The 20,151-nt window shown below is 73.6% G+C and carries 26 protein-coding genes and 1 riboswitch; of the genes, 17 read left to right on the forward strand and 9 right to left on the reverse strand.

What is annotated here, in order from left to right; translation table 11 throughout:
* Positions 1–19: 19 nt before the first annotated feature.
* Together ACIQE0_RS05175 and ACIQE0_RS05180 are read left to right on the forward strand one after the other, a co-directional pair.
* Entirely contained in the window at positions 20–307 is a 288-nt protein-coding gene (locus ACIQE0_RS05175) for a DUF1416 domain-containing protein (RefSeq protein WP_100606064.1), read from the forward strand.
* A 134-nt stretch (positions 308–441) separates the two neighbouring features.
* On the forward strand, positions 442–741 hold the full coding sequence (locus tag ACIQE0_RS05180; protein WP_366332285.1) for a DUF3099 domain-containing protein: 300 nt from the start codon (positions 442–444) through the stop codon (positions 739–741).
* 95 nt (positions 742–836) lie between these two features.
* On the opposite strand, the gene ACIQE0_RS05185 is transcribed toward ACIQE0_RS05180, so the two are convergent.
* Positions 837–1,202, reverse strand: a complete 366-nt coding sequence (locus ACIQE0_RS05185) for a DsrE family protein (protein WP_366332284.1) — start codon at positions 1,200–1,202, stop codon at positions 837–839.
* Positions 1,203–1,541: 339 nt separating this feature from the next.
* Between ACIQE0_RS05185 and ACIQE0_RS05190 the strand changes: the two genes are divergently transcribed.
* The 6 genes from ACIQE0_RS05190 (at position 1,542) to ACIQE0_RS05215 (ending at position 6,808) form a co-directional block, all read left to right on the forward strand.
* On the forward strand, positions 1,542–2,129 hold the full coding sequence (locus ACIQE0_RS05190; protein WP_366332283.1) for an FABP family protein: 588 nt from the start codon (positions 1,542–1,544) through the stop codon (positions 2,127–2,129).
* Between the two features lie 53 nt (positions 2,130–2,182).
* Positions 2,183–2,270: riboswitch (cobalamin riboswitch) on the forward strand.
* A 45-nt stretch (positions 2,271–2,315) separates the two neighbouring features.
* A complete protein-coding gene (locus tag ACIQE0_RS05195; RefSeq protein WP_402329263.1) occupies positions 2,316–3,458 on the forward strand; it encodes a FecCD family ABC transporter permease in 1,143 nt (380 codons plus the stop codon).
* Entirely contained in the window at positions 3,458–4,231 is a 774-nt protein-coding gene (locus ACIQE0_RS05200) for an ABC transporter ATP-binding protein (protein WP_402329167.1), read from the forward strand. Before ACIQE0_RS05195 ends, ACIQE0_RS05200 begins: the two co-directional genes overlap by 1 nt.
* Before the next feature lie 19 nt (positions 4,232–4,250).
* Positions 4,251–5,294 carry an ABC transporter substrate-binding protein gene (locus ACIQE0_RS05205; RefSeq protein ID WP_366332280.1) on the forward strand — a complete coding sequence of 348 codons (1,044 nt, stop codon included), beginning with the start codon at positions 4,251–4,253 and terminating at the stop codon, positions 5,292–5,294.
* A 47-nt stretch (positions 5,295–5,341) separates the two neighbouring features.
* Complete coding sequence (locus tag ACIQE0_RS05210) at positions 5,342–5,797, forward strand: transcriptional repressor (protein ID WP_366332279.1); 456 nt, start codon at positions 5,342–5,344, stop codon at positions 5,795–5,797.
* A 30-nt stretch (positions 5,798–5,827) separates the two neighbouring features.
* A complete protein-coding gene (locus ACIQE0_RS05215) occupies positions 5,828–6,808 on the forward strand; it encodes a folate-binding protein (RefSeq protein WP_366332278.1) in 981 nt (326 codons plus the stop codon).
* 195 nt (positions 6,809–7,003) lie between these two features.
* Here ACIQE0_RS05215 and dtd read toward each other — a convergent pair whose 3' ends face one another.
* Positions 7,004–7,429: a D-aminoacyl-tRNA deacylase gene (gene dtd, locus ACIQE0_RS05220; RefSeq protein ID WP_366332277.1), complete on the reverse strand. Its 426-nt coding sequence runs from the start codon at positions 7,427–7,429 to the stop codon at positions 7,004–7,006.
* Between the two features lie 174 nt (positions 7,430–7,603).
* Here dtd and ACIQE0_RS05225 point away from each other — a divergent pair, with 174 nt between their 5' ends.
* The 4 genes from ACIQE0_RS05225 (at position 7,604) to ACIQE0_RS05240 (ending at position 10,710) form a co-directional block, all read left to right on the forward strand.
* A complete protein-coding gene (locus ACIQE0_RS05225) occupies positions 7,604–8,344 on the forward strand; it encodes an ABC transporter substrate-binding protein (protein WP_402329171.1) in 741 nt (246 codons plus the stop codon).
* A gap of 89 nt (positions 8,345–8,433) precedes the next feature.
* Positions 8,434–9,423, forward strand: a complete 990-nt coding sequence (locus ACIQE0_RS05230; RefSeq protein WP_402329265.1) for an asparaginase — start codon at positions 8,434–8,436, stop codon at positions 9,421–9,423.
* A 156-nt stretch (positions 9,424–9,579) separates the two neighbouring features.
* Positions 9,580–10,011 carry an ankyrin repeat domain-containing protein gene (locus ACIQE0_RS05235; RefSeq protein ID WP_366332275.1) on the forward strand — a complete coding sequence of 144 codons (432 nt, stop codon included), beginning with the start codon at positions 9,580–9,582 and terminating at the stop codon, positions 10,009–10,011.
* Between the two features lie 129 nt (positions 10,012–10,140).
* Positions 10,141–10,710, forward strand: coding sequence for an NADPH-dependent FMN reductase (locus tag ACIQE0_RS05240; RefSeq protein ID WP_402329173.1), 570 nt, complete (start codon positions 10,141–10,143; stop codon positions 10,708–10,710).
* A 103-nt stretch (positions 10,711–10,813) separates the two neighbouring features.
* Here the strand turns inward: ACIQE0_RS05240 and ACIQE0_RS05245 are convergent, their stop codons facing one another.
* Positions 10,814–11,245 carry a VOC family protein gene (locus ACIQE0_RS05245; protein WP_402329175.1) on the reverse strand — a complete coding sequence of 144 codons (432 nt, stop codon included), beginning with the start codon at positions 11,243–11,245 and terminating at the stop codon, positions 10,814–10,816.
* Positions 11,246–11,499: 254 nt separating this feature from the next.
* On the opposite strand from ACIQE0_RS05245, the gene ACIQE0_RS05250 reads away from it, so the two are divergent.
* Both ACIQE0_RS05250 and ACIQE0_RS05255 read left to right on the forward strand, forming a co-directional pair.
* Positions 11,500–12,081, forward strand: a complete 582-nt coding sequence (locus ACIQE0_RS05250) for a helix-turn-helix domain-containing protein (RefSeq protein WP_366332378.1) — start codon at positions 11,500–11,502, stop codon at positions 12,079–12,081.
* Positions 12,081–12,455 carry a VOC family protein gene (locus tag ACIQE0_RS05255; RefSeq protein ID WP_402329177.1) on the forward strand — a complete coding sequence of 125 codons (375 nt, stop codon included), beginning with the start codon at positions 12,081–12,083 and terminating at the stop codon, positions 12,453–12,455. Before ACIQE0_RS05250 ends, ACIQE0_RS05255 begins: the two co-directional genes overlap by 1 nt.
* Before the next feature lie 58 nt (positions 12,456–12,513).
* Here ACIQE0_RS05255 and ACIQE0_RS05260 read toward each other — a convergent pair whose 3' ends face one another.
* The 3 genes from ACIQE0_RS05260 to ACIQE0_RS05270 all read right to left on the reverse strand — a co-directional run bounded on the left by ACIQE0_RS05260 (position 12,514) and on the right by ACIQE0_RS05270 (position 14,460).
* Positions 12,514–13,500 (reverse strand): aldo/keto reductase, encoded by a 987-nt coding sequence (locus ACIQE0_RS05260; RefSeq protein ID WP_402329179.1) that lies wholly within the window; start codon positions 13,498–13,500, stop codon positions 12,514–12,516.
* A 172-nt stretch (positions 13,501–13,672) separates the two neighbouring features.
* Positions 13,673–14,044, reverse strand: coding sequence for a transcriptional regulator (locus tag ACIQE0_RS05265; RefSeq protein WP_384100240.1), 372 nt, complete (start codon positions 14,042–14,044; stop codon positions 13,673–13,675).
* Complete coding sequence (locus ACIQE0_RS05270; RefSeq protein ID WP_402329182.1) at positions 14,041–14,460, reverse strand: hypothetical protein; 420 nt, start codon at positions 14,458–14,460, stop codon at positions 14,041–14,043. The genes ACIQE0_RS05265 and ACIQE0_RS05270 overlap by 4 nt, the downstream gene beginning before the upstream one ends.
* Before the next feature lie 435 nt (positions 14,461–14,895).
* Between ACIQE0_RS05270 and ACIQE0_RS05275 the strand changes: the two genes are divergently transcribed.
* Complete coding sequence (locus tag ACIQE0_RS05275; protein ID WP_402329184.1) at positions 14,896–15,789, forward strand: putative protein N(5)-glutamine methyltransferase; 894 nt, start codon at positions 14,896–14,898, stop codon at positions 15,787–15,789.
* Between the two features lie 162 nt (positions 15,790–15,951).
* Here ACIQE0_RS05275 and ACIQE0_RS05280 read toward each other — a convergent pair whose 3' ends face one another.
* Both ACIQE0_RS05280 and ACIQE0_RS05285 read right to left on the reverse strand, forming a co-directional pair.
* Positions 15,952–17,136 (reverse strand): glutathionylspermidine synthase family protein, encoded by a 1,185-nt coding sequence (locus ACIQE0_RS05280; RefSeq protein WP_402329186.1) that lies wholly within the window; start codon positions 17,134–17,136, stop codon positions 15,952–15,954.
* A gap of 7 nt (positions 17,137–17,143) precedes the next feature.
* Positions 17,144–17,500: a hypothetical protein gene (locus ACIQE0_RS05285; RefSeq protein ID WP_366332267.1), complete on the reverse strand. Its 357-nt coding sequence runs from the start codon at positions 17,498–17,500 to the stop codon at positions 17,144–17,146.
* Positions 17,501–17,636: 136 nt separating this feature from the next.
* Between ACIQE0_RS05285 and ACIQE0_RS05290 the strand changes: the two genes are divergently transcribed.
* Positions 17,637–18,377: a class I SAM-dependent methyltransferase gene (locus ACIQE0_RS05290; RefSeq protein ID WP_402329188.1), complete on the forward strand. Its 741-nt coding sequence runs from the start codon at positions 17,637–17,639 to the stop codon at positions 18,375–18,377.
* 87 nt (positions 18,378–18,464) lie between these two features.
* Here the strand turns inward: ACIQE0_RS05290 and ACIQE0_RS05295 are convergent, their stop codons facing one another.
* Positions 18,465–19,364: an alpha/beta fold hydrolase gene (locus tag ACIQE0_RS05295; protein ID WP_402329190.1), complete on the reverse strand. Its 900-nt coding sequence runs from the start codon at positions 19,362–19,364 to the stop codon at positions 18,465–18,467.
* A 105-nt stretch (positions 19,365–19,469) separates the two neighbouring features.
* Between ACIQE0_RS05295 and ACIQE0_RS05300 the strand changes: the two genes are divergently transcribed.
* Complete coding sequence (locus ACIQE0_RS05300; RefSeq protein ID WP_402329192.1) at positions 19,470–20,069, forward strand: TetR/AcrR family transcriptional regulator; 600 nt, start codon at positions 19,470–19,472, stop codon at positions 20,067–20,069.
* Positions 20,070–20,151 lie beyond the last annotated feature (82 nt).

The raw sequence follows: 20,151 nt of genomic DNA on the forward strand, positions 1-20,151 counted from the left end.
ACCCCAAGGAAGTACCCCTATGTGTGGAGCACAGGCCGGCGGCCCGGACGCCTCGACCATCAAGCCCGGTGAGACCACGATCCAGGGCAGCGTGACCCGCGACGGCCAGCCCGTCACCGGCTACGTCCGCCTGCTGGACAGCACCGGCGAGTTCACCGCCGAGGTCCCCACCTCCGCGACCGGACAGTTCCGCTTCTACGCGGCCGAGGGCACCTGGACCGTGCGCGCCCTCGTCCCCGGCGGCACCGCGGACCGCACCGTCGTCGCCCAGCAGGGCGGGCTGGCGGAGGTCGCCATCGCCGTCTGACGGTACGCGCGGGACGGGCCCGCGCCACGGGCCCGTTCGGCCCGGAGGGCCGCACCCCAGGGGTTTGGACGCCTTGGCTGGGGGTGCGGCCCTCCGGGCTTCTTTCCGGCCTCCGGCGGACTTACCGTGGACGTATGTACGCGCATGCGCACCACCGGCTCACCCCGCCGCAGCGCCGTCACCGCCGCTACTTCGTCCTCATGGGCGTGTGTCTGGTGCTGTTCGTGCTGGCGTGGAGCGTGGTGCGGCTGTGGTCGGTGCCGGCCGCGGTGGCGATGTGCGTCGTCGCCATGGTCATCCCGCCCGTCGCGGCCGTCGTCGGCAACCGCCGGGAGCCGGGCGAGCGCTGGTGGGACGAGTCCGGCGACCCGGAGTCCGACCGCTGGTGGCGCGAGCTGGACGACCGGGACGACGACGACCGCCGCCGGAGTTAGGGCGCCTCTGACGGATCTCCGCGGCGTCGCAACGTAGATCCGTCAGAAGCGCCCCGGGCCCGGCCGCCCGCTCGTTCGCCTCTGGCCGCGCGGGCTCAGTAGACGAGCGCCTGCACGCCGTCCGGCATGATCTCGCTCACGAAGAGCTGGGAGCCGGCGATGCCCGCGCCCTCGATGAGGTCCTTCTGCTCGATGCCGCGCCGGGCCGCGCACTGCGTGCACACCGTGATCGCCCCGCCGCCCGCGCGGATCCCCTCGATCAGCTCCGGCAGCGGCGCCGCGTGCGGCAGCTCGAACTCCGCGGCCCGCCCCGGCAGCGCGAACCACACCGACTCACCGGTCAGCCACAGCGACACCTCGACGCCGCTGGCCACCGCCACCGCCGCCACCGTGAACGCCTGCGAGCACCGCTCGGGCGCGTCAGCGCCCGCCGTCACCTTGATCACCAGCTTCTTCGCCATGGCCCCAGCCTAGGCGGGGCCGGGGCGGCCGGCCGTGCACGCCCGGCGGGAGTCCGGCCGGGAGCCCGCACCGGCCGCGGCGGACCTCACAGCGCCGCCGCCGACGGCGCCGACTAGACTCGCAGGCGGTCCGTAACACCTCACTCCGCCCAAGGAGCGCGCTCGTGCTTGAGGCATTCTTCACCACCTTGCTGGTTCTGGTCGCCGTCGGCGTGATCGCCTTCGCCGGGCTGACCTGGAAGAAGCTGTACCAGGGCCAGCGCTGACGCCCCCGGTCCACCACCGCCCCTGGTAGGCGCGCTCCGTGCCCTGCCGACCCACTACAGATCGCCTGAGCTCATGATCGAGATCCCGTCCGACCTGAACCCGTCGCTGGTGCCGCTCGCCTTCCTCCTCGGCCGCTGGGAGGGCGCGGGCGTCTTCGACTTCCCCGGCGCCGAGAAGTGCAACTTCGGCCAGGAAGTCGTCTTCAGCCACGACGGCCGCGACTTCCTTGAGTACACCTCGCACACCTGGGTGCTCGACAGCGAGGGCAAGCAGGTCCGCCCGCTGGAGACGGAGACCGGCTTCTGGCGGATCGACGCGGACCGCAAGGTCGAGATCGTGATGACCCGCGACCAGGGCGTGGTGGAGATCTGGTACGGCGAACTGGCCGACCAGAAGCCGCAGATCGACCTGGCCACCGACGCCATCGCGCGGACCGCCGCCTCCGGCCCGTACAGCGGCGGCAAGCGGCTCTACGGCTACGTCAAGGGCGACCTGATGTGGGTCGGCGAGAAGGCCACCCCCGAGGTCCCGCTGCGCCCCTACATGTCCGCGCAGCTGAAGAAGGTCGCCGACCTCAAGGAGTGGGCCGAGAGCCTGCCCGACGACATGCCCGACGGCGTCTCCTTCTTCCGCCCGGACGGCACCCCGTACGAGGGCTGAGCCGCCCCAGGGCCGCCCGGCCCGCCCCACAAGTACACACGTCGCGCCCCGCGGGGGAAGTCCGGTGAGAGTCCGGCGCTGACCCGCAACGGTTAAGCGGACGCCCCGCCCGAGGGGCCCGTTCCGCAAGCCCGATCACCCGCGGTGGCGCCGGATCCTCACCAACTCGCCGTGGTCTGCGAGGGGATGCCGCCATCGCCCTCGTGGCCTCCCGGCGCCGGCCGGGGCACCGGGCCGCCGCGCCTTCTCCTTCGCACGCGGCCCGAGCCGAAGGCGAAAGCCCCCTTGGCACGCCCCGCCCGCACCCTCCCTCTGGCCGCCGCCCTCGGCGCCGCCCTGCTCGTCTCGCTGCTGTGCGGGACCGGCCTGGGCGCCGCCGGGATCGGCTGGCCGCAGGTGCTGCGCTACCTCGGCGCCGGCCTGACCGGCGGCACCATCCGGCCCGACGAGGTCGCCGCCTACACCATCGTCTGGGAGCTGCGGTTCCCCCGCGCGGTGCTCGCCGCCGTCGTCGGCGCCGGGCTCTCCGCCATCGGCGTCGCCGTCCAGGCCCTGGTCCGCAACGCCCTCGCCGACCCCTTCGTGCTCGGCATCTCCTCCGGCGCGGCGGTCGGCGCCAACGCCGTGCTGCTCTTCGGCGCGCTCGCCGCGCTCGGCGTCTGGGCGCTGTCCGCCGCGGCGTTCGTCTCCGCGCTGCTGGCCATGGTGCTGGTCTACGCGGCCGCCCGGACCGCCCACGGCCTGACCCCGATGCGGCTGGTGCTGACCGGGACGGCCATGTACTACGGCTTCTCCGCGGTCACCACCCTGATGGTGTTCACCGCCGACCGCGGCGAGGCGGCCCGCTCGGCGATGATGTGGCTGCTCGGCAGCCTCAGCGGCGCCGGCTGGGCCTCGGTCCCGATCGCCGCGGCGGCCGTTGCCGCCGCCCTCGTCCACCTCCGGCTCTCCGCCGGCCGGCTCAACGCGCTGGCCATGGGGGACGAGACCGCCGCCGCGCTGGGCGTGGACCCCGAGCGGCTGCGCCGCGAACTGTTCGTGGTGGCCGCCGGGGCCACCGGCGCGGTGGTCGCGGTCAGCGGCGCGATCGGCTTCGTCGGACTGATGGTGCCGCACGCCACCCGGATGCTGGTCGGCGCCGACCACCGCCGGGTGCTGGCGCTCGCCCCGCTGCTCGGCGCGGTCCTGCTGGTCTGGGTCGACCTGCTCTCCCGGGTGCTGCTGGCGCCCGTCGAACTGCCCGTCGGCGTGGTCACCGCCGTCCTCGGCGTCCCCTGCTTCGTCCTGCTGATGCGGCGCAGCCGCTACACCTTCGGGGGCGGTGCCTGATGCGCCTGGACATCACCGGACTGTCCGTGGCGGTCGCCGGGAAGCGCCTGGTCCACGACGTCACCCTCAGCGCGGGCAGCGGCCGCCTCGTCGGACTCGTCGGCCCCAACGGCAGTGGTAAATCAACCCTGTTGCGCTGCGTCTACCGCGCGCTGCGCCCGGCCGCCGGCACCGTCCGCCTGGACGACACCGATCTGCACGCGCTGACCGCCCGCGAGAGCGCCCGGCTGCTGGCCGCGCTCCCCCAACAGGCCGGCACCGACTTCGACTTCACCGCCGCCGAGGTCGTCGCCATGGGGCGGCTGCCGCACCAGCGCGGCTCGGGCCGGGCCGACGCCGCGGACCGCGCGGTCTGCGCCCGCGCACTGGCCCGGGTCGGCGCCGCCCACCTCGCCGAACGCGGTTTCCTCAGCCTCTCCGGCGGCGAGCGGCAACGCGTCCTGATCGCCCGCGCGCTCGCCCAGGAACCCCGCGTCCTGATCCTCGACGAACCCACCAACCACCTCGACATCGCCCAGCAGTTGGAGGTCCTGGCGCTGGTCCGGGACAGCCGCCTGACCGTCCTGGCCGCGCTGCACGACCTCAACCTGGCCGCGGTGCACTGCGACGAACTCCACGTCCTGTCCGCCGGTCGGATCGTCGCCTCCGGGCCGCCGCACGACGTCCTCACCCCCGAGCTGCTGGCCGAGGTCTTCGGCGTCCGCGCGCACCGCGTGCGCCATCCCGAAACCGGCGCCGTCCAGCTGCTGTTCGACCGCCTGCCCGCCTCCTGAAGGAGCCCGAGGAACCACCGTGACCCACGCCCCGCACCCCGCCCGACGCCGCACCCGCCCCGCCGCCGCGCTCGCCGCCCTGGCCCTCGCGCTCACCGGCTGCGGCGCCCAGGTGGCCCCTTCAACGAGTGCTTCGCAGGCCCCTGCTGACGCCGCGGAGGACCGCCCCGTCACCCTCACCAACTGCGGCATCAAGACCACCTATGCGCACACCCCGCGCCGCGTGGTCACCAATGACGTCAACATGGCCGAGATCATGTTCGCGCTGGGCCTTGAGGACCGGATGGCCGGCTACGTCATGCCCGACGACAAGGGCGATCTGGCCAAGGTCCCCTGGAAGGCCGCCTACGGCAAGGTCCGCTGGCTGTCCAAGAAGGCCGTCACCAAGGAGATCGCCCTGGACGCCAGGGCCGACCTGGTCTTCGCCGGCTGGAACTACGGCTTCGGCGAGGGCGACGGCCTCACCCCGGCCTCCCTCAAGAAGCTCGGCGTCGACTCCTACGTCCTGACCGAGTCCTGCCACAACGGCACCGGCGCCACCGCCCGCGGCGTCATGCCGCCCCTGGAGGCGCTCTACACCGACCTGACCAACCTCGGGAAGCTCTTCCACGTCGAGGACCGCGCCCAGGCCCTCATCCGCACGTACCGCAAGCAGGTCGCCGACGCCGCGGCCCGCGTCCCGGCCCACCGCCCCACCGTCTTCCTCTACGACAGCGGCAACGACAAGCCGTTGACCGCCGGCCGGTACGCCGCCCCGCACGACATCATCACCAAGGCCGGCGGCGACAACGTCACCAAGGACCTCAAGGACTCCTGGACCACCGTCGGCTGGGAGACCGTCGTCGCCCGCGACCCCGACGTCATCGTCATCAACGACTACGGCGACACCACCGCCGCGCAGAAGAAGGCGTTCCTGGAGTCCTACGCCCCGCTCGCCGGCGTCTCCGCCGTCAAGCACCACCGCATCTACGTCATGGACTACGCCGAACTCGTCGAGAGCCCCCGCAACCCCACCGCCATCGCCGACCTCGCCCGCTACCTCCGGGGCGTGCACACCGGCTGAGCCTCCGAGGAGTGCACACCGGCTGACCGCCCTCCTACACTGGCCGTGTGGTGACCACCGACTGGCAGAGCGACCTCCGCAGGCGCGGGTACCGCCTGACCCCGCAGCGACAACTGGTGCTGGAGGCGGTCGACAGGCTGGAGCACGCCACCCCGGACGACATCCTCAACGAGGTGCGCAAGACCGCCGGCGGGGTCAACATCTCCACCGTCTACCGCACCCTTGAGCTGCTCGAAGAGCTGGAGCTGGTCAGCCACGCCCACCTCGGCCACGGCGCGCCGACCTACCACCTCGCCGACCGCCACCACCACCTCCACCTGGTGTGCCGGGACTGCACCGACGTCATCGAGGCGGACCTGTCGGTCGCCGCGCCGTTCACGGCCGCCCTCCGCGAGCAGTTCGGCTTTGACACCGACCTGAAGCACTTCGCGATCTTCGGCCGGTGCACGTCCTGCACCGCGCGGGCCGGGCAGGGCGGCGAGGACTCCGAGGGGAACGGGTAGCACCGCCCCCGCTGGTCGTAGGCTGGCCCCATGCTGCGACATTCATCCGCCAGCCCCCTGCTGTCGCTGCCCGGCGCCGTCCCCGCCGAGGCCCCCGACGAAGGCGTCGCCGCGCACTACGGCGACCTCTTCCGGGAGCAACGCGCGCTCGCCGACGGCTCCGGCTTCGTGGACCTCTCGCACCGCGGTGTGGTCACCGTCAGCGGCCCCGAGCGGCTGAGCTGGCTCCATCTGCTGCTGACCCAGCACGTCAGCGAACTCCCGCCCGGCCAGGCCACCGAGGCGCTGATCCTCTCCGCGCACGGCCACGTCGAGCACGCGGTCCAGCTCGTCGACGACGGCGTGACGACGTGGCTGCACACCGAGCCCGGCACGCAGGAGGCGCTGATCGCCTACCTGGAGAGCATGAAGTTCTTCTACCGGGTCGAGGTCGCCGACCGCACCGCGGACTTCGCGATCGTCCATCTCCCGGCCGGCTCCATCGCGGAGGCCCCCGAGGGCACCGTCGTCCGGGAGGCCCCGCACGGCCGCGACCTCTTCCTGCCCCGCGCCGAGCTGGAGTCGTTCGCCGCGGCGCACGGGCCGGCGATCGGCATCCTCGCCCTGGAGGCGCTGCGCGTGGAGGCCCACCGTCCGCGGCTGGGGCTGGAGACCGACCACCGCACCATCCCGCACGAGGTCGGCTGGATCGGCGTCGCGGTCCACCTCCAGAAGGGCTGCTACCGCGGCCAGGAGACCGTCGCCCGGGTCCAGAACCTCGGCAAACCGCCGCGCCGCCTGGTCTTCCTGCACCTCGACGGCAGCGATGTGCACCTCCCCCCGCACGGCACGCCGGTCCGCCTGGCCGCCGACGGCGAGGAGGGCCGCCAGCTGGGCTTCATCACCACCTCCGCCCGCCACCACGAACTCGGCCCGATCGCCCTGGCCCTGGTCAAGCGCAACGTCCCGACCGACGCCCCGCTGATCGCGGGCAGCACGGCGGCGGCCCAGGAGGTCGTGGTCGAGCCGTAGGGGTGCCTGGCGGGGCGCGACGTCGCGGGGCGCCCGGGAGCGCCGCCCGGGCCCCGCGCCGGAATACCCCTCGGCCGCGCCGCGTTGGGGCCCCGCAGGGGGCGCTCCCGTCCCCTAGGGGAAGTGTTCCCCTCCCCCCTAGGGACGCGTCAGCCCGTAATACGCATCGGCCCGTCAGAGCGCCGCGCCGACCCCTCAGACCTCGACCAGCACCGTGAACGGCCCGTCGTTGGTCAGTGACACCTTCATGTCCGCGCCGAACCGCCCGGTCTCCACCTGTGCGCCCAGCGCCCGCAGCTGCGCGACCACCTCGTCGACCAGCGGTTCGGCGACCGGGCCCGGTGCGGCGGCGTTCCAGGTGGGACGGCGGCCCTTGCGCGCGTCACCGTAGAGAGTGAACTGGCTGATCACCAGGAGCGGGGCCCCGTTGTCCGAGCAGGACTTCTCGCCCTGGAGGATCCGCAGCGACCACAGCTTCCTGGCGAGCTGGGCGGCCTTCTCCGGGGTGTCCTCGTGCGTGACGCCCACCAGCGCGCACAGCCCCTCCCCGACGATCTCCCCGACCGTCTCGCCCGCCACGTCGACGCGTGCGCCGTTCACCCTCTGCACCACAGCTCGCATACCCGCCATCATGCCGGGCCGCCGCGCCGCCCCGGAGCCGGTACCCCCACAAGGGCCGTTCGAGTGCCATGGCCCTGCACACGGACCGCACAGAGTGGCACGATGCGTGCACGCGGTGCGTTTCACGGACAACATGCCCTGGATGCGGCACCGGACGAGGGGACGGAACGATTCATGACGACACTCGGCGCCGGACAGACACCCGGCCCCGTGCCACCCGCCCGGACGGCTCCGGCAGGCAGCCCGCCGCCGGCCCGCCCCACCCCGCCGTCCGGCCTGACGAGACCCGCCGCCCCGGAGGCCCCGCACGCCCTGACCACCACCCCGGCACCGGCTCCCCCCGAGCCCGCCCGTACCAAGGACGACCCCATGCTCCAGGCAGGCCAGGCATCGACCGCCCGCCCCCCGCAGCAGCGCGACCGCTTCCGCCCCGGCGGCGCCCCCGAACTGTCCGGTCTGACCCTGCCCGAGCTGCGGGTGGTGCGCCGCGACTGCCAGCAGGAGGAGGCCGACCTCAGCTATCTGCGGCGCCTCCTCCAGGGGCGGATCGACATCCTCCGAGCCGAGATCGCCCGCCGCAACGGACCGCACTCGCCGCTGCTGGACCGCCTGCCCGAGATCCTCGCCGACCTGCCGTCGCGCCATCGCTCCTCGGCCCGGCACGTGACGCTCGGCCCCCCGCACAGCGAGGAGTACCGCCGGCTGGCCGACGAGATGCTGGGCGAGGTGGAGCTCTCGGACCTCACGGCCCGTACGGACGAGGAGCTGCACGACGCGATGGGGCGGCTGATCCGCTACGAGCGGCAGATCTCGCAGCGCCGGCAGTCCTTGCAGCGCACCACCGACGATTGCAGTGCGGAAATGGCCCGCAGGTACCGTGAAGGCGAAGCGCAAGTAGACGACCTGCTGTCCTGAAGCGGCCACGAGCCACCTCCGGGGCACGGGTCCCGTCCCCCGGAAGGCCGGCCGTGACCGCGTCGAAGAACCCGTCCTCGCCCACCCCCATACCCGGGCAGTCGCCGTCCGCGGCGGCCGCGCCGTCGGCGCCCTCGGTGCCGTCGCCGGTGCTCGCCGAGGTCGTCCGGTCCGGCTTCGTCGAGGGGCGGCACCGGGGCTCGCTGGTGGTGCTGGGCGCCGACGGGAGCGTCGAGCAGGCCCTCGGCGACATCACCGCCCCGGTCTTCCCCCGCTCCACCAACAAGCCGATGCAGGCGGCCGCGATCCTGCGGGCCGGCCTGGACCTCTCCGGTGAGCGGCTGGCGCTGGCCGCCGCCAGCCACTCCGGTGAGCGCTTCCACCTCGACCTGATCCGGACCATGCTCGCCGAGCACGGCCTGACCGCCGACCAGCTCCAGACGCCGCCGGACCTGCCGCTGGACCCGCAGGAGGCCGAGCACTACCTCGCCTCCGGGCACCGCCGCGACCGGCTCACCATGAACTGCTCCGGCAAGCACACCGCGATGCTCGCCGCGTGCGCGCTCAACGACTGGCCGATGGAGACGTACCTGGAGCAGGACCACCCGCTCCAGCAGCTGATCCTCGACGCGGTCCGCACCGCGGGCGGCGAGGAGGTGGCGCACATCGGCACCGACGGCTGCGGCGCCCCGCTGATGTCGCTCTCGCTGACGGGGCTGGCGCGGGCCTTCCGCCACTTCGTCCTCGCACAGCCGGGCACGCCGGAGCGGCGGGTGGCCGACGCGATGCGGGCCCACCCGGAGTACGTCGCCGGCACCCGCCGCCCCGACACCTGGCTGATGCAGGCCCTGCCCGGCACCCTCTGCAAGATGGGTGCCGAGGCGGTGCAGGCGCTGGCCCTGCCCGACGGCCGGGCCCTGGCCTTCAAGATCGACGATGGTGCGACCCGCACGCTCGGGCCCATCCTGGCCCGTGTCCTGCGCGACCTGGGCGTCGACGACCCGGTCCTCGCGCGCATCGCGGACGTGCCGCTGCACGGGGGCGCCGACCGCGTGGGGGAGATCCGCGCGGCGTTCTGACCGCCCGCCCGCGGGGGCGCGGTGCGGCCGGTCCCGCGGTGGGCCCGGCCGAATCCGGGCCCCCGCGTCCGCCACGCGACGGGCCGGGGAATTCTAGAGTGGCGGTGCAGCCGCACCACGTGCGTACCCACCCACCACAGCAGGAGGCCGGCGACCATGAGCGACGTGAATTCCGAGCCGCAGGGACCCGAGGCGGTCGAGCACGCGCACGACCCCGAGGTGCTCCACCTTGCGGCCAAGGTGTTCGACCTGGCGCGGCACGGTGACACCGACACCGTCGCCGCCTACGTGGACGCGGGCGTGCCCGCCAACCTGACGAACGACAAGGGCGACTCCCTCGTGATGCTGGCCGCCTACTACGGCCACCCCGCGACGGTGGAGGCCCTGTTGCAGCGCGGCGGCGACGCCGACCGCCCCAACGACCGGGGGCAGACCCCCCTCGCCGGCGCGGTGTTCAAGGGCGAGGACGAGGTCGTCAAGGTCCTCCTGGCCCATGGCGCCGACCCGGCGGCCGGTACGCCGTCGGCGGTCGACACGGCCCGGATGTTCGAGAAGACGGAGCTGCTGAAGCTGTTCGGCGCGGAGTGACGGCGCCGCGCGCCTGACGGGCGGTGCAGGGGGGCGGGCCGCGCTTCGCCCCCCGCACCGCTTGACCTCAAGTTTGATTGAGGTTTTAAGGTCGCGGGCGTCGCAGTCACTCCGCCTGGAAGGACTCCCATGTCCGCAGAGCGCTTCACCCTCGCCGTCATCGTCGGCAGCACCCGGGAGGGCCGGTTCGCCCCGGTCGTCACCCGGTGGTTCACCCGGCACGTCGCCGCCTCGCACCCGCATCTCACCGTCGACGTCGTCGATCTGGACGCCGTGCGCCCCTACGAACTCCGGCCCGGCAGCGAGGAGTTCCTCGCCTACGCCAAGCGCGTCGAGCAGGCGGACGCGTTCGTGGTGATCACCCCGGAGTACAACCACTCGTTCCCGGCCCCGCTCAAGCACTCCATCGACCTGCTGCGCTCCGAGTGGCAGGCCAAGCCGGTCGGCTTCGTCTCGTACGGCGGGATCTCCGGCGGCCTCCGGGCGGTCGAGCAACTGCGGCTGGTCTTCGCGGAGTTGCACGCCACGACGGTGCGGGAGACGGTCAGCTTCGCGCTCACCGGCGCGCCCTTCGACGACGAGGGCCGCCTGCACGACCCGGCCCCGCCCGCACAGGCCGCCGACGCCCTGCTGCACCAGCTCGCCTGGTGGGCGGTGGCGCTGCGGGAGGCCCGCACGGCCCGCCCGTACGGCGGCTGAGCGGCGCGGCCGGCGGTATGCGCTGCGGCAGGCACCCTCTGCCGCGGCGGCCTTCGGGCGGCGCGCGCTCCAGGGGCCCTTCCTGTGCGGACTTCCTCCGGGGTCACCCGGCGCCTCCGGGGGCGGCGGGCTCCGCCGGGCCCTCCTGGAGCGCCCAGCCGTTCCCGTCGGGGTCGTCGAAGTAGACGAAGGAGTTCCAGACGTCGCCGGGGCCGTCGGCCGGCGCCCCGTTCTCCACGTGCTGCACGGGCCCGACCGGCACCCCGCGGGCCAGCAACTCGGCGCGGGCGGCGACCACATCGGGCACCACCAGCTGCACGCCCCGCACCGAGCCGGGGTGCGCCGGCGTCACCCCGTCGCCGGCGCCGAGGACGATCGAGCAGTCCGAGCCGGGCGGGGTCAGCTGGACGATGCGCACACCGCCGTCGAGGCGGATGTCGTGATCGACGGTGAATCCCACCTGCTCGCTGTAGAAGCGCTTCGCGCGCTCCACGTCGCGCACCGGGATCGGCACCAGTTCGAGTTTCCACCGCATGGACTGCCGCTCCTCGCGTCCCGCCGGTCGTCGCCGCACGTCGAGCGGGCTGCGGCCGGGGCGGCCCGGGTGCGTCGGCGGCTCCTTTCGCAGTCTAGGGAGGGTGCGGCGGGGGCGCCTCCGCGCACGACCCCTTGACGGAGTGAGCACTCACTCCGCACTATGCAGACATGAAGACAACGCCTTCAACTCCCCTGGAAGAGCGGCCGGTTCGCCGCCGCGCCCCCGGCATGAGCGTCGAGCAGCGCCGGGCCATGATCGTCGCTGCCGCGCTGCCGCTGGTCGCGGAGCACGGGACGGCCGTCACCACCAGCCAGATCGCCCGCGCCGCCGGGATCGGCGAGGCCACGATCTTCCGCGCGTTCAAGGACAAGGACGCCCTGCTGGATGCCTGCCTGGCCGAGGCGGCGGGCGTCGAGCACGTACTGCGCGAGCTGGCCTCCGTCCCGCTGGACGAACCGCTGGCCACCCGGCTCACCGAGGCCGCCGAGGCGCTCTGCGCCCACCTGGAGCGCATGGGGACCGTGCTGCGGAGCCTGTTCGCCACCGGGCACCGCGGCGACCGGGCGCACCCGGCGGGGGCGCGGGCGGGCGGCGAGCCGCCGGAGGACGGACGGACCCGGTCCTTCCGCGCGCTGCGGGACGCCGTGGTGGAGCTGATCGAGCCGGACCGGGAGGCGCTGCGGCTGAGCCCCGAGCGGGTCGCCGCCGCCTTCCTGGGCCTGCTCTTCAGCCGGCTGCCCGGACCGGACAGCCCGACCGATCCGTCGCTGACGCCCGAGGAACTCGTCTCCGTGCTGCTCCACGGCACCCTCGCCGCCCCCGGGAGCGCCTGATGCCCATCAGCCTCAACCACACCATCGTCCCGGCGACCGACCACCGCGCGGCGGCCCGCTTCTTCGCCTCGGTCATGGGCCTGCCGGAGCTCCCGCCGGCCGGCCGCGACGGGCACTTCGCCCCGGTCCGGGTGAACGAGACGCTCACCCTCGACTTCATGGCCGTCCCCGCCCCCGAGGGGCACCATCTGGCCTTCGACGTCGATCCGGAGACCTTCGACGGGATCCTCGCCCGCCTCCGGTCGGCCGGCGTCCCCTACGGCAACGACCCGCGCCACCCGGACAACGGGCGCACCGACCATCCCCTGTGCCCCCGCGGCCTGTTCTTCCTCGACGCCGACCGGAATCTGTACGAGGTGATGTCGCCGGAGTGAGCCGCGGCGGGGGCGGGCTTCCGGCGCCCCGTGACGCCGGGAGGCCGCCCCCGGTGGCTCACTTGTTGACGAAGGTGAGGCTCGCCGCGTCGTAGCGGGTGCCGGCGACCTGGCCGACGGGGGCCGCGGCGTCGATGGCCGCGAGCTCCTCGGTGGAGAGCGCCACCTCCAGCGCCGCGACGTTCTCCTCCAAGTACTTCTGGCGGCGGGTGCCCGGGATCGGCACGACGTCGTCGCCCCGGTGCTGCACCCAGGCCAGCGCCAACTGGCCGGCACTCACGCCCTTTTCGGCGGCGAGCTCGTCGAGCTTGGCCACGATGGCGAGGTTCTGCTCAAGGTTGCCGTCCGCGAAGCGCGGCTGGGTGCGGCGCAGATCGGACTCCGGCAGGCCGTCGAGCGTGGTGTACCGGCCCGTCAGGAAGCCGCGGCCGAGCGGGGAGAACGGGACCAGTCCGATGCCGAGTTCGCGGCAGAGCGGCGCGATCTCCGGCTCCAGATCGCGGGTCCACAGGGACCATTCGCTCTGCAACGCGGCGATCGGGTGGACCGCGTGGGCCCGCCGGACGGTCTCCGCGCCCGCCTCGGACAGGCCGAGGTGGCGCACCTTGCCCGCGGCGACCAGCTCCGCCATCGCGCCGACGGTCTCCTCGATCGGGACGTCGGGGTCGACGCGGTGCTGGTAGTAGAGGTCGATGTGGTCCACGCCGAGCCGGCGCAGCGAGGCGTCGCACGCCTGGCGGACGTGGGCGGCGTCGCCGCGGATCTCGGTGGGCTCGCCGAGCCGGTTGGCGAAGCCGAACTTGGTGGCCAGCACCACCTCCTCGCGCCGCCCGGCGATCGCCCGGCCGATCAGCTCCTCGTTGTGGCCGGCGCCGTAGAAGTCGGAGGTGTCCAGCAGGGTGACGCCGAGGTCGAGCGCGTGGTGGATGGTCGCGACGGACTGGTCGTCGTCCGAGGCGCCGTAGCCGTGGCTCATTCCCATGCATCCGAGGCCCTGCGCGGACACCACGAGGTCGCCGAGGCGGCGGGTGGGGATCTCGGTCATGGTTGCTGCCTCCAGGCACATACGGCGAACGGAAAAGTGGGCGGGGCGGCCCGCCGCCCTGCGGCTGCGTCGACCCCTCAACACGCTTCAGACCGTAGGAGTTGGAGAGCACTCCAAGTCAACTGCGCTCCGTACGCCCCGGGTTGGCCGGCCTTCGACTACGTCTGAGCCGTCAGTCGTCGCCGCCCGCTATGGCGCGCAGGGCCCGGCAGTGCGCGGCGAAGACGGCCCGGCCGTCCGCCGTGAGGGCGAGCCAGGTGCGCGGGCGCTTGCCGATGTATCCCTTGGTGACCGCCACATAGCCGGCCTTCTCCAACGTGGCCACCTGCCGCGAGAGGACCGAGTCGCTCACCTCGACGGTGTCGCGCACGAACGCGAACTCGGCCTTCTCGGCGGCCGCCAGGGCCGCCACGATGGAGAAGCGGACCGGGGCGTGGATGACCTCGTCCAGCCCGTGACGCGGATGGCTTCCGGCGGACGGGGCGGCGCCGCCCGCCGGGCCGGCAACCGGGCCCGCCGGGGTCGCCTCGCGCGCTTCTGTCACTTCCGTGCCTCCAGATATCCGCCTATCAGGCCCGGCAGGGAGACCACCACGGCTCCGGGCACCCACCAGGCCGCATTCCCGTGGAAGAGGATCGCGCCAGGCAGCAGCACGGCCAGGTAGAGCAGCACCCAGGCGCCCATGAAGATGCTGTGCCGCACGGCGAAGCCCCGACGGGCGACGGGCTGACGGGCCGCGTAGACCGCGAGTCCGGCGGCCAGGGCGGCCCCGAGCCCACCGCTCAACTGCGCCCCGTACGGGGCCTGCACCAGTCCGGCCACCAGCACTATCACGGCGGCCACGCAACCGAAGACGACCTGGTACCACACGAACCACCGGCTGCGCTTGCGGACCGTGGCCCCCAGCTGCGCCGCCCGGGCCAGTGCGGCCGCCGCATCGCTGGACGCGTACTCCCCCATACCTCTCCCCCTCGTCGCTCACGCTTTCGACATCCACCATGCTGACAAGAACTTTCCGAACTGACAAGTACTTTCTTGTACTTGAATCGCGGACGGGAGTGGCCTGGCGCTTCAGGCAAGCGCCCGAAGGGGCGGGCGGGGCAGCCGGGACATCAACCTCCTTGCGTATAGCGGCAATTGAGCGGCATCAGCGAGATCCGACACCCGGCCACCCCGCCTCCCCGACCACCGGTCGGGTACTGTTGCCCGGCCACCCGGCGCGTACCGTCGCGCCGGAACGCACCCGCCCGTGCCGCCCCAAGGAGGTGAGACCGATTCCCCGCCAGACCAGGCAGGTGCTCCCGTCTCACGTCCGTGCGTCCCACCGGCTTTAGGTGACCGCCCGACATCCGTGACCCGGGAAGCGCCCCTCGGCATCCCGAAAGGCTCACCACCGTGTCGCCCCAGCTCTCGCCCCGGCCCGCCACCGCGCCGTCCCCCACCGCCGTCCCGCCCGTGACCGCGCAGCCGCCGCGGGCCACCGTCATCGCCAGGCTCCGCGCCGCCGGCTGCGTCTTCGCCGAGGACGAGGCCGCGCTCCTCCTCGACACCGCCCGCACCCCGGCCGATCTCGCCGCCATGGTGGAGCGGCGGGCGTCCGGCCATCCCCTGGAACACGTCCTCGGCTGGGCCGAGTTCGGGGGCCTGCGCATCACCGTGGCCCCGGGGGTCTTCGTACCGCGCCGGCGCACCGAGTTCCTGCTGGGCCAGGCGGTCGCCCTCGGGCGCCGGGCCGCCGACCGGACCGGTCGGCGGCCCGTGGCGGTCGACCTGTGCTGCGGCTCCGGCGCCGTGGGCGCCGCGCTGGCCGCCGCGCTCGACGGCGTCGAGCTGCACGCCGCCGACATCGAACCGGCCGCGGTGCGCTGCGCCCGCCGCAACGTGATACCGGTCGGCGGCCAGGTCCACCAGGGCGATCTGTTCGCCCCGCTCCCCGTCCGCCTCCAGGGGCGGATCGACGTCCTGACCGCCAACGTCCCCTACGTCCCCACCGAGGAGGTCGGCCTGCTGCCGCCGGAGGCCCGCGAGTACGAGCCGCTGGTGGCGCTCGACGGCGGCGCGGACGGGCTCGATGTGCTGCGGCGGGTGACCGCGGCGGCGCCCCGGTGGCTGGCGCCCGGCGGCCACCTGCTGGTGGAGACCGGCGAGCGCCAGGCACCCCTGGCGATCGAGACCTTCCGCCGCAGCGGTCTGCTGCCCCGGGTGGCCACCTCCGACGAGCTCTACGCCACCGTCGTCATCGGCACCCGCCCGGATGCCCCCGCCGGGGCCGTGCCGCCGCAGCGGTAGTCGGAGGCGGACACGGCGAGGCCCCGGGCACTCGCCCCGGGGCCTCGGAACCGGTCGGCAGTCAGCGCGCCGAGACGCCGTCCGGCGTCGTCGCGGGGACCAGGCCCGCGCGCCGCATCCGGCGGACCGCAGCGAGGGGCCACCGCCCCCGCACGGTGTTTCTCATCTGATGACGTGCGGCAGGAAGCGCGCGTACTCGTCGGTGACCAGGCCGGCCGACTCGCGGATGCCGAGGCCCGCCGCCTCGTCGTCGACGACCCAGGCGCCGAGCACCACCCGGTTGCCGTCGAAGTCGGGCAGCGGCGCCAACTCCTGGTAGCAGCAGGGCTCTTCGGGGCGGGCCGGGTCGGCTCCCGGTGGGTGGACGGTGACGCCCTCGCCCTCTCTGCCCAGCAGCGGTTTGGCGACGTAACCGGGGCCGGCGGCCAGGTCGCGGGGGCCGTCCAGGTAGGCGGGCAGGAGGTTGGGGTGGCCGGGGAAGAGTTCCCAGAGGACCGCCAGCAGCGCCTTGTTGGAGAGCAGCATCTTCCAGGCCGGTTCGATCCACAGGGTGGTACCGGTGGCACCGCCGTTGTCGAGGGTGTCCAGGACGTGCGGGCCGAAGGCGTCGGTGGTCAGCCACTCCCAGGGGTAGAGCTTGAAGCAGGCGCGGACGAAGCGCAGCCGCTGGTCGACGAAGCGGCCGGAGAGCCGGTCCCAGCCGATCTCCTCCACGGTGATCGCCTCGGTGGCGAGGCCGGCCTGCTCGGCCGTCTCGCGCAGGTAGGCGACGGTCATCAGGTCCTCGCCCAGTTCGTCGGCGGCCGAGTGCGCGAAGTGCAGCGGGGCGCCCGGCGGCAGCAGCGGGGCCTGCCGCTTCCAGGCGGCCACCAGCCGCTCGTGCAGCGAGTTCCACTGGTCGGCGTCGGGGAACCTGTCCTCCATCCAGAACCACTGGGGGCTGGCGGCCTCCACCAGGGAGGTGGGGGTGTCGGCGTTGTACTCCAGCAGCTTCGCCGGTCCGCTGCCGTCGTAGCGGAGGTCGAACCGGCCGTAGAGGGAGGGGAGTTCGGCGCGGCGGCGCCACGCCTCGGCGACCCGGGCGGCCACCCGGGGGTCGCTGATGCCGAGGTCGGCGAACCGGTCGTGGGCGACGAGGTGCTCGGCGGCGGCCAGGCACATGCCGTGCAGTTCCTCGACGACCTCCTCCAACTCGTCGATCTCGGCCGCCGAGAAGGAGTAGTAGGCACTCTCGTCCCAGTAGGGGCGCAGGGAGTCGTCGGGGTACCGGGTGAGCGGGTAGATCAGGCCCTGGGCCTCGACGGTGGCCTGCCAGTCGGGGCGGGGCTCGATGGTGTGGCGATGCATCGCGCGGTCAGCCGCCCGAGGTGCCGTACCGGGAGCTGGAGCCGGACGAGCAGCCGAAGCCGCCGCGGTCCACCACCTGGCTCTTGTTGAAGCTGCCGCCGTCGGCGTAGCGACCGGAGCCGCCGGAGCCGTAGTACCAGCGGCCGGACGCGGTGCTGCCGGACGCCGCGCTCCCCTTGCACTGCGCCGGGCTGACCACGCGGTACCCCTGGACGAGGTCGTAGCTGCCGGGGTCCACGCAGCGCTTGTCCGGCTCCGCCCCGCAGGAGGTGAGGGCCGCGGCGAGCGTCCCCATCCCGCCGAGGATGACGGTGCTGGAGCGCAGCCGCCGCCGTACCGGTTTCGTGTCCGCCTTCCGCGCCATGATGGCCTCCCCCGTGTCCGTGTGTGCGAACGTCTGTTTCTGCCCACCCTAGGGCGTGCCGTCCCGTACGGCGGCGCGCGCACGGGCTGTCCCGGACCTCTTGGACGGGCGTGCCGGCGGCACTACGCTCCCGGCGGTGACCACACCACCGACGAACGACGCAGCGATCGCCCAGTGGAACCGCATCCCCCGTGAGGTGCTGGAGGCGATGGAGCCGGACGGCGACTTCGCCAAACGGCACCTGGTCAATCCGGTGCTGCTGCGGATGCTCGGCGACGTGCGCGGACGCCGCATCCTGGACGCGGGGTGCGGGCACGGCTACTTCAGTCGGCTGCTGGCCGACCGCGGCGCCCGCGTCACCGGCGTCGAGCCCACCGACACGATGTTCGGCTACGCGCAGGAGAAGGAACGCGCCCTCGGGCAGGGCATCCGGTACGTCCAGGCCGACCTGACCCGACTGCCCGCTCTCGGGGACCCGTTCGACGCCGTGGTGTGCAGCATGGTGCTGCCGGCCATCCCGGACTGGAAGCCGGCGCTGCGGGCGTGTGTACAGGCCCTGCGCCCCGGCGGACTGTTCGTCTTCTCCGTCAACCACCCGGCCTTCGAAATGCTCCTGACGACCTGGCGCGAACACGGCGACTACCGCCTGCACCGCTACCTGGAGGAGTACCCCATCCCCCAGCTCCGCGCCACCGACTTCCACCGTCCGCTCTCGGCCTACCTCAACGAACTCGCCGCCCTCGGCTGCCGGTTGCGCGAAATCGCCGAACCGGGGCTCGACCCCCGTACGGCGCGCGAAGCGCAGGACACCACGCCCGGTATCGAGAGCTATGTCCACCTGCCCAACTTCCTGATCGCCGCCGCCGAACGCCCGTGAAGCGGGACGCGGCGGCCCGTTCGCCGCTCCGCCCCGGGCCGCCGCGGGCCGGACGGGACGCCCGGGCGGCGGCCGTTCCCGCGCGCATCACTGCCCGGAGGCGGACCGCCGCTCGGGCGCGGGCTCCGGCGCGGCCTCGGCCTCGGGCGCGGGCAGCGGGTGCTCCGCGATGAACCGGCGCAACTCCGCAGTAAGAGCGGCCGGGTTGTCGTAGGGGACCAGGGTGCGGGCGTCGGGGATCTCCACATAGCGGGCGTGCGGCAGCAGTTCGGCGAGGCGGCGGCCCGTGGCGCGGGGCATCATGCGGTCCTCGGCGCCCCAGGCGACCAGTGCGGGGCGGGTGAAGGACGGCAGGTTCCGGGCCGCCTTCCGGTAGCAGTCCGGGTCCAGGCCGCGGCAGAACGTGGCGAAGTCGCGCCGGATGTCACGGCTGGTCAGCAGCGGGCCGTACCAGCGGGCGATCAGCTCCGCCGGGAGCCGCCGCTTCGCCATCCCGCCGAGCGACATCGGCATCCGCGCCAGGGCCGGGAAGCGGAAGGACTGCAGGAGCAGGAAGAGGCCGCCGGGCAGCCGGCTGGCCCGGCGGAGGATCCTGCCCTGCGTGCCCGGCGGGTAGTTGTCCAGCGCCTCGCACGAGGTGAGGACGAGCCGGGCGATGCGCTCGTCCCGTACGCCGACGAGGAGTTGGGCCGTTCCGGCGTCGTTCTGGACGAGGGTGACGTCGCGGAGGTCCAGGCGGTCCAGGAACTCGGCCAGCAGCGCCGCGACGCCGTGCGCGGACAGGTCCGCGTCCGGCCGCATCGGACGCCGGTGGCTGCCGATCGGCAGTACGGGGGCCAGCACCCGGAAGTCGGGCCGGAGGCCGGCGACGACGCCGGCCCAGACCGACGTATCGAAGGCGGGGCCGTGGGCCAGGACCACGACGGGGCCGTCGCCGCCGGTGTCCTCGTAGTCGATGGTCCCTGCGCTCAGCTCGATCTCGGGCATGACATCGCCTCCGGCTCGGTCGCACGCCTGCTAGATAGATCGTTCTAGTGAGAGGATAGGGGCAACCTCGGACACCGACAACGGCTGCCACCCGGAGGCTCCCCCGTGAGCAACAGCAAGGACACCAGCACCCGCGACACCAAGCAGCGCATCGTCACCGCCGGCACCGAGCTGTTCCGTCGCCACGGCTACACCGGGACCGGCATGAAGCAGATCGCCGCGGCCGCCGGCGCACCGTTCGGGTCGATCTACCACTTCTTCCCCGGCGGCAAGGCCCAGCTGGGCGAGGAGGTGGTCCGCACCTCCGGCGCCGTCTACCTCGGCCTGATCACCACGCTCATGGAGCCGTACGAGGACCGGGTCGCCGCCACCCGCGACGCCTTCACCGCCGCCGCGGAGGCCCTGCGCGAGCTCGACTTCGCCGACCCCTGCCCGATCGCCACCGTCGCGATGGAGGTGGCGAGCACCAACGAGCCGCTGCGACAGGCCACTTCGGAGGTCTTCGACAGCTGGATCGACGGCCTCGCCGCCTACTACGCGGCCGGCGGCATCCCGCGGCCGGCCGCCCGCGAGACGGCGGGTTCGGTGATCGCGCTGCTGGAGGGCGCCTTCATGCTCGGCCGTGCCGCGCGCAGCACCGCACCGGTGATCGCGGCGGGCAAGGCGGCCGCGGCGGTCGTCCGCGCGGCGCTGGCCGACGGGTGACCGCCCTCGGCCGATGCCCGCGATGGCGTTCCCCTCAGCCAGACCGACGAGGGGGAGAGCGTGCAGGTTCAGGCGCTTGGAC

Source organism: Streptomyces sp. NPDC093097 (assembly GCF_044754325.1).
In the GTDB taxonomy this organism is placed as follows: Bacteria; Actinomycetota; Actinomycetes; order Streptomycetales; family Streptomycetaceae; genus Streptomyces.